At 66.5% G+C, this 14,147-nt stretch carries 11 protein-coding genes; 8 read left to right on the top strand and 3 right to left on the bottom strand.

Annotated elements, in window-relative coordinates; translation table 11 throughout:
• Nucleotides 1-23 precede the first annotated feature (23 nt).
• Nucleotides 24-566, bottom strand: coding sequence for a hypothetical protein (locus BMX36_RS12620; protein WP_093065946.1), 543 nt, complete (start codon nt 564-566; stop codon nt 24-26).
• 239 nt (nt 567-805) lie between these two features.
• Between BMX36_RS12620 and BMX36_RS12615 the strand changes: the two genes are divergently transcribed.
• Nucleotides 806-3,868 carry a TonB-dependent receptor domain-containing protein gene (locus BMX36_RS12615; protein WP_093065944.1) on the top strand — a complete coding sequence of 1,021 codons (3,063 nt, stop codon included), beginning with the start codon at nt 806-808 and terminating at the stop codon, nt 3,866-3,868.
• 306 nt (nt 3,869-4,174) lie between these two features.
• Here BMX36_RS12615 and BMX36_RS12610 read toward each other — a convergent pair whose 3' ends face one another.
• Nucleotides 4,175-5,185: a hypothetical protein gene (locus tag BMX36_RS12610; protein ID WP_093065942.1), complete on the bottom strand. Its 1,011-nt coding sequence runs from the start codon at nt 5,183-5,185 to the stop codon at nt 4,175-4,177.
• A gap of 74 nt (nt 5,186-5,259) precedes the next feature.
• On the opposite strand from BMX36_RS12610, the gene BMX36_RS12605 reads away from it, so the two are divergent.
• From BMX36_RS12605 to BMX36_RS12595, 3 genes are all read left to right on the top strand, one after another.
• A complete protein-coding gene (locus tag BMX36_RS12605; RefSeq protein WP_093065940.1) occupies nt 5,260-6,435 on the top strand; it encodes an aspartyl/asparaginyl beta-hydroxylase domain-containing protein in 1,176 nt (391 codons plus the stop codon).
• A gap of 27 nt (nt 6,436-6,462) precedes the next feature.
• On the top strand, nt 6,463-6,705 hold the full coding sequence (locus tag BMX36_RS12600) for a hypothetical protein (protein ID WP_093065938.1): 243 nt from the start codon (nt 6,463-6,465) through the stop codon (nt 6,703-6,705).
• Nucleotides 6,706-6,871: 166 nt separating this feature from the next.
• Complete coding sequence (locus tag BMX36_RS12595; protein WP_066775106.1) at nt 6,872-7,108, top strand: hypothetical protein; 237 nt, start codon at nt 6,872-6,874, stop codon at nt 7,106-7,108.
• A 44-nt stretch (nt 7,109-7,152) separates the two neighbouring features.
• Here the strand turns inward: BMX36_RS12595 and BMX36_RS12590 are convergent, their stop codons facing one another.
• On the bottom strand, nt 7,153-9,267 hold the full coding sequence (locus BMX36_RS12590) for an AsmA family protein (protein ID WP_093066379.1): 2,115 nt from the start codon (nt 9,265-9,267) through the stop codon (nt 7,153-7,155).
• Between the two features lie 154 nt (nt 9,268-9,421).
• On the opposite strand from BMX36_RS12590, the gene rpmI reads away from it, so the two are divergent.
• The 4 genes from rpmI (at nt 9,422) to pheT (ending at nt 14,077) form a co-directional block, all read left to right on the top strand.
• Nucleotides 9,422-9,625, top strand: coding sequence for a 50S ribosomal protein L35 (rpmI, locus tag BMX36_RS12585; protein ID WP_066775110.1), 204 nt, complete (start codon nt 9,422-9,424; stop codon nt 9,623-9,625).
• Between the two features lie 20 nt (nt 9,626-9,645).
• Nucleotides 9,646-10,011, top strand: coding sequence for a 50S ribosomal protein L20 (gene rplT, locus BMX36_RS12580; protein ID WP_066775113.1), 366 nt, complete (start codon nt 9,646-9,648; stop codon nt 10,009-10,011).
• 272 nt (nt 10,012-10,283) lie between these two features.
• Nucleotides 10,284-11,390, top strand: coding sequence for a phenylalanine--tRNA ligase subunit alpha (gene pheS / locus BMX36_RS12575; RefSeq protein ID WP_093065936.1), 1,107 nt, complete (start codon nt 10,284-10,286; stop codon nt 11,388-11,390).
• A gap of 218 nt (nt 11,391-11,608) precedes the next feature.
• Nucleotides 11,609-14,077, top strand: coding sequence for a phenylalanine--tRNA ligase subunit beta (pheT, locus tag BMX36_RS12570; RefSeq protein ID WP_093065934.1), 2,469 nt, complete (start codon nt 11,609-11,611; stop codon nt 14,075-14,077).
• The last annotated feature ends 70 nt before the right edge of the window (nt 14,078-14,147 follow it).

Raw genomic sequence — 14,147 nt, 5'->3', positions numbered from 1 at the left:
GTGCGCTCGCCCCCAGCCGGGGGTCAGCGCACGCGCATGCCGCGCACGCTGCGTCCGCCGACGTTGATGAAATAGCTGCCGATCGCGCCGCGCCGGATGCGGATCTTGTCACCGGCCTTGGGCGGGAAGGTCATCGCCTCGGTCGTCTGCCACACGGCGCCATCATCGCCGTTCAGCCGGATCTCGGCCCGTCCGTTCTGCAGCGAGCGGGCGGATGCCACCGTAGTGTTGATCTCGGTGAACTCCTCCTTCTTCGCCTCTTCCTCATCCTCGTCGAACAGCCCGACACGTGGCAGCGTGAAGCCGAACAGCGATCGACGGGTGCGCCGCACGTCTTCCTTGTCGAGGATGCGCACTTCCTTTGCTTCCACCGCCTGCGCCAGCGATGCTGCTGCCTTGTCGAAGCAGGCGAGGCGCTGGTCCGGTGCCGTGATCGTGCGGCATTGCGAGAATGATTGAAGCACCCGCTCGCCCGCGCCGTCCTGCGCCTGTGCGCCCGCGACACCGGCTGCGGCGAACATTACGGTCGCGGCCGCGCCGACCGCCAGCCTCTGGAACTGCGCCATTTTTTGTCTCCCTGAACTGGCCCCGGCGATAGAGAGTGTCGTGAAAACGGACAAGCCGGACAGGAAAGTGTTGCCTTCCTGTTACACCCGCGCCGCAATGTTGCAGTTGCGTTGGGTGGAGATTGCAGGGGCGTGAATTGCTGATTAGCCCTTTGCGCCATGTGGGTCGTCAATGCCGACCGCACATTAGGGCAAGCCGATAAACCGGGTTCAACCGGGGCATCAAAAGGGAAACACACATGCGCACAACTTTTCGCTCGCGCTTGTTGACGACGACGCTGTTCGTCGGCGCCGTCATGGCCGCCGGCTCGGCATCGGCGCAGCAGGTCGACTCGACCGTCACCCCGGGCACACCCGCACCGGGCGTCGTGACGCAGGAAGGTGCCGATACGTCCGAGACCGCGACCGGCGACATCGTCGTCACCGGTACGCTCATCAAGAACCCGAACCTCGTTCAGGCGACCCCGGTCAAGGTCGTCGGCGCTGACGAAATCGACCTGCAGCAGGCGAACGTCGCCGAAGAGCTGCTGCGCGAACTGCCGGGCATCACCCCGTCGATCGGTTCGGCCGTGAACAACGGCAACGGCGGTGCATCCTTCGCCAACCTCCGCAACCTCGGTTCGAACCGCAACGTCGTCCTGCTCGATGGCGTGCGCCTCGTGCCGGCCGAACTGAACGGCCGCTTCGACCTTAACAACGTGCCGCTCGCTCTGATCGAGCGCGTCGACGTGCTGACCGGCGGTGCTTCGACCACCTATGGTGCGGACGCGGTTTCGGGCGTCATCAACTTCATCACCCGCCGCAACTTTGCCGGTCTGGAAGCGAACGTCTCGCAGCAGATCAGCGAAGAAGGCGACGGCAGCGTGTTCCGTGCCGACCTGACGATCGGTGCGAACTTCGATGACGGTCGCGGCAACGCCGTGTTCAGCATCGGCTACCAGGAATCCGACCCCATCTACCAGGGCGGCCGTGACTTCGGCGTTCTCGCGCTCAGCTCCGCCTCGGGCGGCGGCGGCGGCTCGGGCACGGCGGTTCCGTCGCGCTTCTCGCTGCCGGGTCAGGGCACCCGTCAGGTCAACGCAGACGGCACGGCTTTCCGTCCGGGCACGGCGTTCACGGCGTTCAACTTCAACCCGTACAACGTCTACCAGACGCCGTTCGAGCGCTTCAACATCTACGGTGCAGCCAACTACGAAGTCAGCGATGACGTCGAGGTCTACACCCGCGGCATCTTCTCGAAGAACACCGTCTCGACGATCATCGCGCCGTCGGGCTCGTTCGGTGTCGCCGTCGACATTCCGCTGAACAATCCGTTCCTGACCGATTCGCTGCGCAGCTCCTTCTGCTCCGCGAACGGCATTTCGGCCGCGGCCTGCGCCGCTGCCGCCAATCCGGCTCTGACGCCGGGCGATGCCGGCTATCAGACGGTCACCAGCGCGCTGTTCCGCCGCGCAACCGAGGTCGGGCCCCGCGTCAGCGAATATTCGACCACCTTCTTCGATTACCGCCTCGGCGCACGTGGCGGCATCACCGACACGATCGACTGGGATGTCTTCGGTTCGTACGGTGAGTCGGAGAATCTGCAGGCGATCCAGGGCTACACCCTGAACTCGCGCGTGGCGGACAGCTTCCTCGCCAACAACACCAGCAGCTGCTTCGCCGGCACGGCCTCGGGCTGCGTTCCGATCAACTGGTTCGGCCCGGAGAACAATGCTTCCTGGACCGACGAAGCGATTGACTTCCTGAACGAGACCTCCACCGTTCGCACCCGCACGTCGCTGGCGCAGGCGCGTGCAACGGTCAGCGGCGATTTCGGCGTGGCAAGCCCGCTCTCCGAAAACCCGATCTCCTTCGCGATCGGCGGCGAGTATCGCAGCTACACCGCGTCGCAGCAGTCGGACACGCTGGCTGCTGGTGGTGACCTCGGCGGTGCCGGTGGTCCGGCTCCGAACATCGACGGCGGCTATGACGTGTACGAAGCCATCGGCGAGCTCATCGTTCCGCTGATCCAGAACCGTCCGTTCTTCCAGGATCTGACGGTCGAGGGCGGCGTGCGCTACTCGAGCTACACGATCGACGCAGCGGGCGACCCGGGCTTCAACACCACCACCTGGAAGGTGGCTGGTAGCTGGACTCCGGTCAACGGCCTGAAGATCCGCGGTAACTATGCACGTGCGGTGCGCGCGCCGAACATCGCCGAGCTGTTCTCGCCGGTGTCGACGGGTCTCACCAACCTGCAGGACGATCCGTGCGCGACCTTCGACGACAACGGCCAGCGGATCCGTCCGAACCCGTCGGGCACGCTGCGCGCCATCTGCCTTGCGCAGGGTGCATCGGCCGCCAACGTTGACTCCATCGCGCAGCCGATCTCGGGTCAGGCCAACTCCACCGGCGGCGGCAACCTGCTGCTCGATCCGGAAGTGGGCAAGAGCTGGACGGCCGGTGTCGTCTTCCAGCCGACCTTCGTGCCGCGTCTGTCGATCTCGGTTGACTACTTCAACATCAAGGTCAGCGGCGCAATCACCTCGCCCACCCCGGGCGATGCGATCACCGCCTGCTTTGGTGAAGATGCGAACAACCCGCCGGCCAGCGCTGCCACCAGCGCGGCGTGCACCGCGATCCGTCGTGATCCGCTCACGGGCGGCCTGAACGGCGATCCGAACACCACGCCGGGCCTGTTCCTGACCACGTCGAACCTCGGCCGTCTGGAAACCAGCGGCATCGACGTGACCGCGAACTATGCGCATGACATCGGCTTCGCGAAGCTGAGCCTCGCGGGCTCGATGACCTGGACCGACGAATCAAAGTTCCAGGCCGTGTCCGGCAGCTACAACCGTGACTGCGTCGGCTATTACTCGGCCAACTGCGGTCAGCCGATCCCTGAGTGGCAGTGGTCGGTTCGCGGTACGGCGACGATCGAGGGCGTGGACGTGTCGCTCCTGTGGCGTCACATCGGCGGCACGCGCTACGAAGGCGCGGCTGACGACTTCGCCGATCGTGGCTTCACGGCGACCTCGCGGTTCATCTTCGAAGGCACGCTGCCGGCAAGCGCAGGCGTCCTGGCCGGTGAGGAAGTCAACTTCAACCGCATCAAGGCGAAGGACTATATCGACCTCACCACCCGCATGAACGTGGGCGAGAACCTGACGTTCACCGTCGGCATCCAGAACCTGTTCGACATCGAGCCGCCGCTCGTTGGCGGTGAGGCTGGCTCGACCACCTACAACAGCGGCAACACCTTCCCGTCGACCTATGACGCGATCGGTCGCCGTTACGTGATGGCTGCGAAGATCCGCTTCTAAGCGCGAGCTTCACGACCAAAGAGAAGGGCGGGCCTTGTGCCCGCCCTTTTTTTGTCTGCCGCCGACCGGCAAGGCGGCGCTGCGCCCGATCGATCCAATGCCAAGAAGGCTCTTCGACAGGAGCCGAGCGTCGCATGGCTCCTGACGATACCATGCACTGCTCAACCCGGCGGTGTGCTCGGATCCGAGCTTCGCGACCTCAAGGTCTTAAGATCGGCGGCGTCGTAACTGCCGGGACGCGACCAGCGGGTGACGCACAGGTGTACCGCCCCCGATGCAGGAGGACGCTCGGATCACCCCATGGCGTCAGGTGAGCAGCGGTGCCGGCAGCGACAAGGCGACGCCATTCTGCTCCGCAAGCACCATCGCCCAGGCAAGCACCTTGTCGATCTCGTCGCCATGCGCCGCGACCGCCGCCGCCTGTTCCGCCGCGCGATCGCCGGTCGAGAAGGGCTGCCCCGATTTGCTGTGGCGGCCTAGCGCCGCATGGCGGGCGAAGCGATCGGGCGGCAGGCCGAACCACGCGGCCGCCGCGCCGGTCACGCCATCGGGGTCCGTCAGCAGCGCCTCCGAGCTGAGCGTGCGCACGCGATCGGGAAAGTGCTGCGCCAGCAGCGCGAATTGCCGATGCTGAGCCAGCCAGCCCACCGCCGCCACCTGCAGGTCGCTTAGCCGGAAATAATCGTTCGGCCCGAATCCCAGGTCGACCAGCCCGTCACGAAGCAATCCTTCCAGCAACTCGCGCGCCCACAACCGGCACCACAGCCCCTTGCGCGCGACCGAGGCGAGAAACGTCGCCAGTGGCGCATGGAGCAGGATCGCCTTCGCCGTCGGGCGGAGCGCCAGCATCGGTCGCTGCAACCCGCACAGGATGTTGGACGGCTTCACGACGACGCTCTCGCCCGGTGCCCATCGACGGGCGAGGAGCATCATCGCTTCGTCCAGCAACCGCGCCAGATCGGCGCCGGTGCGCTCACCCCGTCGGCGGATGCCGGTCACGTCATTGAGCAGGACGGGCTCGGACAGGCCCATCGCGACGCCGGGGACGTCAAAGGCGCGCACCAGCATGGTGGAGGCGCAAAACGCCGAGTGGAAGATGAAGTGCAACGGTGCAACATGCCCGCGCGCCGCCGCCACGCCCGCCGCCCTGTCCAGCACCTGGCTCGGCTGTTCGCCGACCAGTTCGTCGGTCAGGAATGGTCCGGCTTGATGCAACTCGCGCGGAACATGCCGGTAGAGAAGTTGATCGCGGACGATTTCATATCGGTGTGCCAGCCAGCGCGCATCGGCAGGATCGAAACTGTTGCCTGAATACATGATCTGTCACTAGCCTATGTTCGCGCGCGCAGCATCTTCTTCCAAAGGGTGCAGTTGCATCATAGGAAGTTGTCATGTCGCTGACCTCTCAGGAAGCCAATGCCCGCGGCCTCGCCGCCCTGCGCAATCGCGACCACGCCGGCGCCCGGCGCTGGTTCGAACAGGCGGTCGCGCTTGATCCGGCGGCAGGCAGCCTGTGGCGCAATCTTGCCCATGCCAGCCGGCTGGCAGGTGACGAGGCCGGCGAGCGCGCGGCGCTTGAAGGGGCCCTGGGCCTGGATGCGCGCGATCTGCCGGCGCTGGTGCGGCTGGCGCAATGGTTCGAGCGTGCGGGCGACCGGCGGGAAGCGATGCTCCGCTGGTCCGGCGTGATCCAGCTCGGCGAGCAGGTCGCCGATCCCAGCGAGGAACTGGTCCGCCTCATCGATCATGCGCGCCGCTATTGCGCCGAGCAGGGTGCGGCGCTCGCCACGCCGATCCGCCAGGCGCTCGCCCCGCAATACGACGGGTTCGGCCAGACGAGCCGGCGCCGCGCCCAGGCCTTCGTCGACCATGCGCTCGGCACCCGTCGCATCTACCCCAATGTCTGCGCCGGCATCCATTATCCTTTCCTGCCGGCGGACGAATTCTTCGACGATCACCACTTTCCCTGGTTCGCGGAGCTGGCCGCCGATACGGCGGCGATCCGGGCGGAGCTGGAGGCGCTGATCGCCGATCCCGGCCCGGCGCTCATACCCTATGTCCGCATGGAAAAAGGCGTGTCGGGCAGCCAATGGGATCCGCTCAACAACAATCTCGATTGGGGCGCCTGCTTCCTGTGGGAATATGGCCGGCCCAACCAGCCGGTGCTGGATCGCTGCCCGCGCACGGCCGCCGCGCTGGATCGCCTGCCGGGCGCGCGCATCCCGGGACGGGCGCCCAGTGCCTTCTTTTCCATGCTGAAGCCGCATACGCGCATCCCGCCGCACACCGGCGTCACCAATACGCGTGCAATCGTCCACTTGCCCTTGATCGTGCCGCCCGGCTGCGGCTTCCGGGTGGGTGGGGAGACCCGCGAATGGGTGATCGGCCAACCCTTCGCCTTTGACGATACGATCGAACATGAAGCGTGGAATGACAGCGATGAATTGCGCGCCGTGCTGATCTTCGATGTTTGGAACCCACATTTGTCGCCGGAAGAACAAACCATTGTCGCTGACTATTGCGGCATGGTAGATGATCTATCCAGTTCCCCGGTCACGGGGCGATGACTCTGCTTACGATTGGGGAGAACGGGCATGGCGAGTGTTTCGGTTGCGTTGGCGATCCTGCTTCAGACATCGATCACGCCCCCTTCTGCCATGCCAGTATCGGCAACTGATGAAACGCCGGTTTGCCGCCGTATCGAGGTGACGGGTTCGCTCGCCCGCAAGGAACGTGTCTGCAAGACCAAAGCAGAGTGGCGCGCCGCCGAAGACAGCGGCAATAGTCGGGCGCGCGCCATTGTAGATTACAGCACCGGGCGTCCAAGCGGTCAGTAAAGATCGGCGCACACGACTGGTCGGGGGCGGCAGTCGTGCGGTACATGGCCAAGTTTGATCCATTGCGCTGGTTTCACCGCACGATGTTTCGAGCCACATGGCTAGGCGCTGGAAACAGGATTGACGCCGGCCTGGTCTTCGGGCGGCGTGTTGCGGGGAAACAACAATGATCGTGTTGTTGGGACATTTGCTTCAGGTCGCGGCGGCGGCCGCTTCGGCGTCATCCCCGGCGACGCCGGCAGAACCGATTTGCCGCAAGATCGAGATCACCGGCTCGCTGGTGCGCAAGGAGCGTGTCTGCAAAACCAAGGCCGAATGGCGTCAGTCAGAGGATTGGGGCAATCGCCGCGCCCGGGCGATCATGGAGCATAGCGCCGGGCGCCCGCTGAGCGATACCATGTAGGCTTTCGGGCGCCGGTCAGCGGACGCGCAGAAAGGGGCGGAGGATCAGAAGATCCCCAGAAACTTCTTCTTCTGCTCTTTGCCCGGCTTGTCCTTGCCCTCTTCGTCCTTCGCCGTCGTGCCACGGCCCACGTCGTCGCGCTTCTCGCCCTTGCTGGTGCGCTGCGCCGCGGCGTTGGCGCCGGCCAGCACCGGGCCGCACGCCGCCGATTTGGCGTCGCCGATGTCCACGAACGCCAGGATGCCCGCCAGCGGCGTGGCGGCGACGGCAAGGCCCAGCCCGGCGCCTGCCCTGCCAACCAGCTGCGGGCTGATCACGTCCAGCGCGGGCGCGGAGAAATAGCCGTTCAGGCCGACGGGCGACTGGCCGGAAAACAGGCTGAACTTCTTGGCATCGGCGCGGATCGCAAGGTCGATCGCCTCCGTGCGGAAGCTGAACCCGCCGCGGCCCAGGATCACGTTCTTGCGCGTGTCGATCAGGATCGGGTCCGCCGCCGCGATCCCGCCCCGCACGGTGAAGCCGACAAGGCCGCAATTGATGCTGACCGGCTCCTTCAGCTGACCGGAGAACATCTTCTGGACGAATGTGCCGATGTCGATCTCGGCCAGCTGCACGTTGCGCGTCCACAAGGTGCCCTGCGGCATGACAAAGGCGATCCGCCCGCTGGAGGTGGCGAGCGAGTCGGCGATCGAATCACCACGTCCGCTCAATTGCACCCGTCCCTTGATCGTGCCGCTGGTGCCCGATTCCTCCACGCCCCAGCCGGCGAACAGCCGCCCCATCGGCGTCGGCGCCAGGCGGATGTCGTATTTCACCGCGCTCGGCCGCTGGCGCGTGTCGAACACGATGTCGGTGGCGACATTGCCGCGCGACATGGCGAAGCTGAACGGTGACAGCGCCAGCCGCCCGCGATCGAGATCGAGCGTCAGTTCCATGTTCGAAATCGGCACGCGCCGCGATTTCACCTGCCGCACCGTCCAGCGAAGGTCGGCGTCAAAGGCGCGCATCTTCTCCACCGGCAGGTCGTTGTCGGGCAGCAACTTCTGCGGGCCCGATCCGGTCGCGGCGGCGGCGGCAACCGCGCCCTTTTCTTCGACGATGTCGGGATTGTAGCCGACCAGGACGGAGGCATCGACGATGTCGAGGCTTCGGGTGGCGATGGTCGAATCAAGGTGCAGCCGCTCGCCATTGGTGACGGTCAGTCGCCCGGCAACGTCGCTCTTGCCGACGATGCCGGCCATGCGGGTGAAGCGATAGACCTCGCCATCCTTCACCATCTGCGCCTTCAGATTGTACGCCCGCGTCTCAGGCAGGACCACGCCGATGATGCCAAGCAGTTCGGATAGGTCGCGCCCGCGTGCGCGGGTCTGCAACGGCACGTTCTCGATCTCGGCGAGCGAGGGGAGGGTGCCCGACACGTCCACCACATTGTTGGCCGCCCAGGCGCGCGCCGTCAGCTTGTTCTCGCCGCGGTTCACCGTTGCGTCGGGCGACAGCAGCTGTCCGGCGACGCGGAACGGCGTGTCGCGGATCCGTCCCTCGCCCGCCACGCGCACCGCCTTGCCGATGCGGGCGTCTTTCGACCGGATGTCCTCGATCCCGAGGTCGGCGAGCAGCCGCATGCGGGGATCGAGATAGCGCACGGTGGTGCCGCGCACCGTGGCCACGTCGATGCGCGGGAATTCCAGCGGCTTGCCGCCCTTCTTCTCGCTGAACGTCCAGGTATTGGTGCTGTGTTCGGCGTTCCACTCCAGGTCCGCCGCGCCATTCTCCAGATCCAGCGAATAGAGCCGCCGCTTGCCGAACAGCAGCGACAAGGGCGCGATGCGCGTGTCGATCCGGTCCGCGCGGAACAGATACGGCCGTGTCGCCCAGGCCGGATTGGCGATGGTGAAGCGCTCGGCGTAGAATTTGATCCGGAGCGGCGCGAAGTAGAGCTGGAAGTCGCCGCCGACGCGCACCTCGCGGTTGGTCATGCGGCCCACGATCGTCTCGAACGGTCCCTTCAGGAACCGCCCCTTGGTGATGAACAGCACCAGCCAGATCAGCGCCGGGATCGCCAGGATCGCGATGATCGTGTTACGCACGATGCGCCGTCGCCGCTCGCGCGTGGCTGCGGGGGCAGGGGGCACTGGCCGGTCGTTACGCTCACTCGCCATGTCCATCCGGGCGAATCGTTCGGGCCGCGCATTGGTTGCATTTGCGCTCTGCCACCGCTATGCGCCCCGCTTCTTCCCAGCGAGGCAAAACGAATCGCCCGGCCATCAGGGCTGCCGCGGCGGTTCCAGTCTCGCTCGATTTGAAAGGACCAAAATGCCCAAGCTCAAGACCAAGAGCGGCGTGAAGAAGCGCTTCAAGCTCACCGCCACCGGCAAGATCAAGCACGGCGTCGCCGGCAAGCGTCACCGCCTCATCAGCCACAACGCCAAGTACATCCGCCAGAACCGCGGCACCTCGGTGCTGTCGAAGGCCGACACCGCCACGGTGAAGGCATGGGCGCCGTACGGCCTGAACTGAGCGACGAGGAGGTTTAAGACATGGCACGCATCAAGCGGGGCGTAACCACTCGCGCCAAGCACAAGAACATTCTGGAACAGGCCAAGGGCTACCGCGGCCGCCGCAAGAACACCATCCGCATCGCGCGGCAGGCGGTTGAGAAGGCCGGCCAGTACGCCTATCGCGATCGCAAGGTGAAGAAGCGCACGTTCCGCGGCCTGTGGATTCAGCGCATCAACGCCGGCGTCCGCGCCGAAGGCCTGACGTACAGCCAGTTCATGCACGGCCTGAAGCTCGCCGGGATCGACCTTGATCGCAAGGTCCTGGCCGACATCGCGATGCACGAGGGCGAGGCGTTTACCGCGCTGGTTGCTCAGGTGAAGGCTGCGCTGCCGGCTGCGGCGTAAGCCACTTCTCCTGAAGCGACACGAAGGGCGTGGGTGGCAACACCCGCGCCCTTTGCGTTTCAAACTCCTTCTCCCCGCGAGGGGAGAAGGGTACGTAGCCTTGGCCCCGAAGGGGCTTAGGCGAAGTTGGAAGAGGGGTGGGCGGCGCCCAGGCGCCGCGCGATCGCAGAGCGACCGCTTACCCCTCTCCCAGCTCCGACTAGGCAGCGAGCTGCCAAGTCTGCGCAACCCTCTCCCCTGCCGGGCAGGGGCGAGGGAGGGAACGGGAAAACATGACCGAGACTGACGACCTGAAAACGCACCTCCTCACCGCGGTCGATGCCGCGGCTGGCCTGGAGGCGCTCGAAATCGTTCGCGTGGAGGCGCTCGGCAAGCAGGGCCGGGTCACCGCGCTCCTGAAGTCGCTCGGCAGCATGAGCCCGGATGAGCGCCAGGTGCAGGGCCCTGCGATCCACGGGCTGCGCGAAGCCGTCACCCAGGCGCTCGCCAACCGCAAGGCCGCGCTCGAATCCGCCGCGCTGGAGGCAAAGCTCGCCGCCGAGCGCATCGACATGACGCTTCCGGTCGACATGCCGCTCGCCGGCACCATCCACCCCGTCAGCCAGGTGATGGACGAGTTGGCGGAGATCTTCGCTGACCTCGGCTTCGCCGTCGCGGCGGGCCCGGAGATGGAGACCGACTGGCACAATTTCACCGCGCTCAACATTCCCGAAAGCCATCCGGCCCGGGCGATGCACGATACGTTTTACCTCGCCGGCGATCATGTGCCCGAGGATCGCGAGCGGCCTCGCTTGCTGCGCACGCACACCTCGCCGGTGCAGATCCGCACGATGCTGGCGAACAAACCGCCGATCCGCATCATCGCGCCCGGCCGCACCTATCGCAGCGACAGCGATGCGACGCACACGCCGATGTTCCACCAGGTCGAGGGCCTCGTGATCGACAAGGGCATCACGCTTGGCCACCTGAAGTGGACGCTGGAAACCTTCCTCAAGGCCTTTTTCGAGCGCGACGACATCGTCCTGCGCCTACGCCCGAGCTACTTCCCCTTTACCGAGCCTTCGGCCGAGGTCGACGTCGGCTACACGCTCCAGAAGGGCAAGCGCGTGATCGGCGGCGGGGGCGATGTGCTCAACGGCGGCTGGATGGAAGTGCTGGGCAGCGGGATGGTGCATCCCAAGGTGATCGCCGCCTGCGGGCTTGATCCCGATGAATGGCAGGGCTTCGCCTTCGGCTGCGGCATCGATCGCCTGGCGATGCTGAAATACGGCATGGACGACCTGCGCGCCTTCTTCGATGGCGATATCCGCTGGCTCAAGCACTACGGCTTCTCCGCCCTCGATGTGCCCACGCTGTCGGGCGGCGTCGGCGCGGCTTGATCGACACGCTTAAGCTTGGACCGCCACGGCGCCCCATTTCACCACGTCATCCCGGACTTGATCCGGGATCCATGGTTCCGCGCATACCGACCCCGATGCGTGCGCGGCACGATGGACCCCGGATCAAGTCCGGGGTGACGGCGTGACCTTGGCGACCACACGACCTACGATAGCTCACAAGACCCCCGCCTCGGCCGGGGCGACGGATTGAGAAAACCATGAAATTCACGCTTTCCTGGCTCAAGGATCACCTCGACACCACGGCATCGCTGGACGAGATCCTCGTCGGCCTGACCCGCATCGGCCTCGAGGTCGAGGGCGTCGACAATCCCGGCGAGAAGCTCGCGGCCTTCCGCATCGCCCGTGTGCTGACGGCGGAGCGCCACCCGCAGGCGGACAAGCTCCAGGTCCTGTCGGTGGATGCGGGCGACGGCCCGTTGCAGGTCGTGTGCGGCGCGCCCAACGCCCGCGCGGATCTGGTCGGCGTGTTCGGCATGCCGGGCGCGACAGTGCCGGCGAACGGCATGGTGCTGAAGGTTGCCGCGATCCGCGGCGTCGAATCGAACGGCATGATGTGCTCCACGCGTGAACTGGAGCTGGGCGACGATCATGACGGCATCATCGAACTGGCCGATGATGCGCCGGTCGGTGAGGTTTATGCCGAATGGGCCGGCCTCAACGATCCGGTGATCGAGGTGTCCATCACGCCCAATCGGCAGGACTGCATGGGCGTGCGCGGCATCGCCCGCGATCTCGCCGCCGCCGGCCTCGGCACGCTGAAGCCGCTGAGCGTTCGTTCCTCTTCCGTCATCCCCGCGGAGGCGGGGATCCATACACGCAGCGGCAGCGATGGCGCCGAGACGTCAGAGGATATGGATTCCCGCCTGCGCGGGAATGACGGGTCGCATGTGGCGCCCGTCGCCGGCGACGGCCCCGGCCCCGACGTGCGCACCGACGATCCTGCCGGCTGCCCGGCCTTCTTCGCGCAGGGCGTGAACGGCGTCACCAACGGCGCATCGCCGGAATGGCTGGCCAAGCGGCTGCACGCGATCGGTCAGAAGCCGATCTCGGTGCTGGTCGACATCACCAATTACGTGACCGTCGATCTCGGCCGACCGCTCCACGTCTATGACAGGGCGAAGCTGTCGGGCGGCCTCGTCGCCCGCCAGGCCCGCCCCGGCGAAACGGTGCTGGCGCTCAACGGCAAGACCTATACGCTCGATGAAACGATGACGGTCATCGCCGACGATGCCCATGTCCATGACATCGGCGGCATCATGGGCGGTGAGGAATCGGGCGTGTCGGAAACGACCACCGACGTGGTCATCGAATGCGCCTATTTCGATCCGGATCATATCGCGCGCACCGGTCAGAAGCTGCTGCTGACCAGCGACGCGCGCCAGCGGTTCGAGCGCGGCGTCGATCCCGCCTTCCTTGAGCAGGGCCTCGCCATCGCGACCCGGCTGGTGCTCGACCTCTGCGGCGGTCAGGCGACCGGCATCACCCGCGCTGGCGAGCCGCCTCTCGGCACGCGCAGCTATGCCTATGATCCGGCCCGCGCCGAAACGCTCGGCGGGCTCGCCGTCGCGCCGGATCGGCAGCGTGCGATTCTCACGTCGCTCGGCTTCACCGTCACCGACGATTGGCAGGTCACCCCGCCGACCTGGCGCCGCGATATCGACGGCCCGGCCGATCTGGTCGAGGAAGTGATCCGCATCGAGGGCATCGACAACGTCCCCTCGGTCCCGCTGCCGCGCGCGCCGGGTGTCGCCACGCCCACCGCGACGCCGGAACAGAAGCTGGAACGCCGCGTCCGCCGCGCCGCCGCCGCCCGCGGCCTCGACGAAGCCGTGACGTGGAGCTTCATTTCGGAAGGTGAGGCCGCGCCCTTCGGCGGCGGCGCCTTCACGCTCGCCAATCCGATCAGCGAGGATCTGAAGGTCATGCGCCCCTCGCTGCTGCCCGGCCTGCTCTCGGCGGCGTCGCGCAACGTGCGTCGCGGCGCTGGCAGCGTGCGGCTGTTCGAAATCGGCCGCCGCTATCTTGCCGACAAGGAACGCGCGACGCTTGGCCTTGTCCTCGCCGGTGAGCGCCGCGCGCGCGGCTGGCAGTCGGGCAAGGCGCAGGCCTATGACGCCTTTGACGCCAAGGCGGAGGCGCTGTCGCTGCTCGCCGCGGCCGGTGCGCCGGTGGACAATCTCCAGGTGTTCGGGGAAGCGGGCGATGCGTGGCATCCCGGCCAGTCGGGCACGCTGCGGCTTGGGCCGAAGACGGTGCTTGCCGCCTTCGGCATCCTCCATCCCCGCGTCACCCAGGCGTTCGATCTCGACGCCGGCGTCGCCGCGGTGGAGCTGTACCTCGATGCGATCCCCGGCAAACGATCGGCCGGCTTCATGCGCCCGGCCTATACGCCGCCCGCGCTTCAGGCTGTTCGCCGCGACTTCGCCTTCCTTGTGCCCGAGGGGCTCGCCGCGGACGCGCTGGCCCGCGCGGTAAAGGGCGCGGACAAGAGCGCGATCGTCTCGGCTCGCGTGTTTGACGTGTTCGCCAAGGACGGCGAGACTTCGATGGCGGTCGAGGTCGTGCTTCAGCCGGGCGACAAGGCGTTCGTCGAGGCGGAGCTGAAGGCGATCGCCGACAAGGTGGTGGCCGCCGCCGCGAAGCTGGGCGCGTCGCTAAGGGGCTGATACCGCCCCCGTTCGCCCTGAGCCTGTCGAAGGGCGTGTCACACAGCGCGGAACGCTGCTTGGCACAGGC

Origin of the sequence: Sphingomonas sp. OV641 (assembly GCF_900109205.1) — a bacterium.
Lineage (GTDB): Bacteria > Pseudomonadota > Alphaproteobacteria > Sphingomonadales > Sphingomonadaceae > Sphingomonas.
This window is presented reverse-complemented; position numbering and strand designations above follow the sequence as displayed.

Excerpts from the sequence above, each read along its gene's own strand:
- BMX36_RS12600 (WP_093065938.1), top strand. The coding sequence starts at position 6,463 with ATGGCGAGTGTTTCGGTTGCGTTGGCGATCCTGCTTCAGACATCGATC.
- BMX36_RS12620 (WP_093065946.1), bottom strand. The coding sequence starts at position 566 with ATGGCGCAGTTCCAGAGGCTGGCGGTCGGCGCGGCCGCGACCGTAATG.
- pheS (WP_093065936.1), top strand. The coding sequence starts at position 10,284 with ATGACCGAGACTGACGACCTGAAAACGCACCTCCTCACCGCGGTCGAT.
- BMX36_RS12605 (WP_093065940.1), top strand. The coding sequence starts at position 5,260 with ATGTCGCTGACCTCTCAGGAAGCCAATGCCCGCGGCCTCGCCGCCCTG.
- BMX36_RS12595 (WP_066775106.1), top strand. The coding sequence starts at position 6,872 with ATGATCGTGTTGTTGGGACATTTGCTTCAGGTCGCGGCGGCGGCCGCT.
- BMX36_RS12590 (WP_093066379.1), bottom strand. The coding sequence starts at position 9,267 with ATGGCGAGTGAGCGTAACGACCGGCCAGTGCCCCCTGCCCCCGCAGCC.
- rplT (WP_066775113.1), top strand. The coding sequence starts at position 9,646 with ATGGCACGCATCAAGCGGGGCGTAACCACTCGCGCCAAGCACAAGAAC.
- rpmI (WP_066775110.1), top strand. The coding sequence starts at position 9,422 with ATGCCCAAGCTCAAGACCAAGAGCGGCGTGAAGAAGCGCTTCAAGCTC.
- BMX36_RS12610 (WP_093065942.1), bottom strand. The coding sequence starts at position 5,185 with ATGTATTCAGGCAACAGTTTCGATCCTGCCGATGCGCGCTGGCTGGCA.
- BMX36_RS12615 (WP_093065944.1), top strand. The coding sequence starts at position 806 with ATGCGCACAACTTTTCGCTCGCGCTTGTTGACGACGACGCTGTTCGTC.
- pheT (WP_093065934.1), top strand. The coding sequence starts at position 11,609 with ATGAAATTCACGCTTTCCTGGCTCAAGGATCACCTCGACACCACGGCA.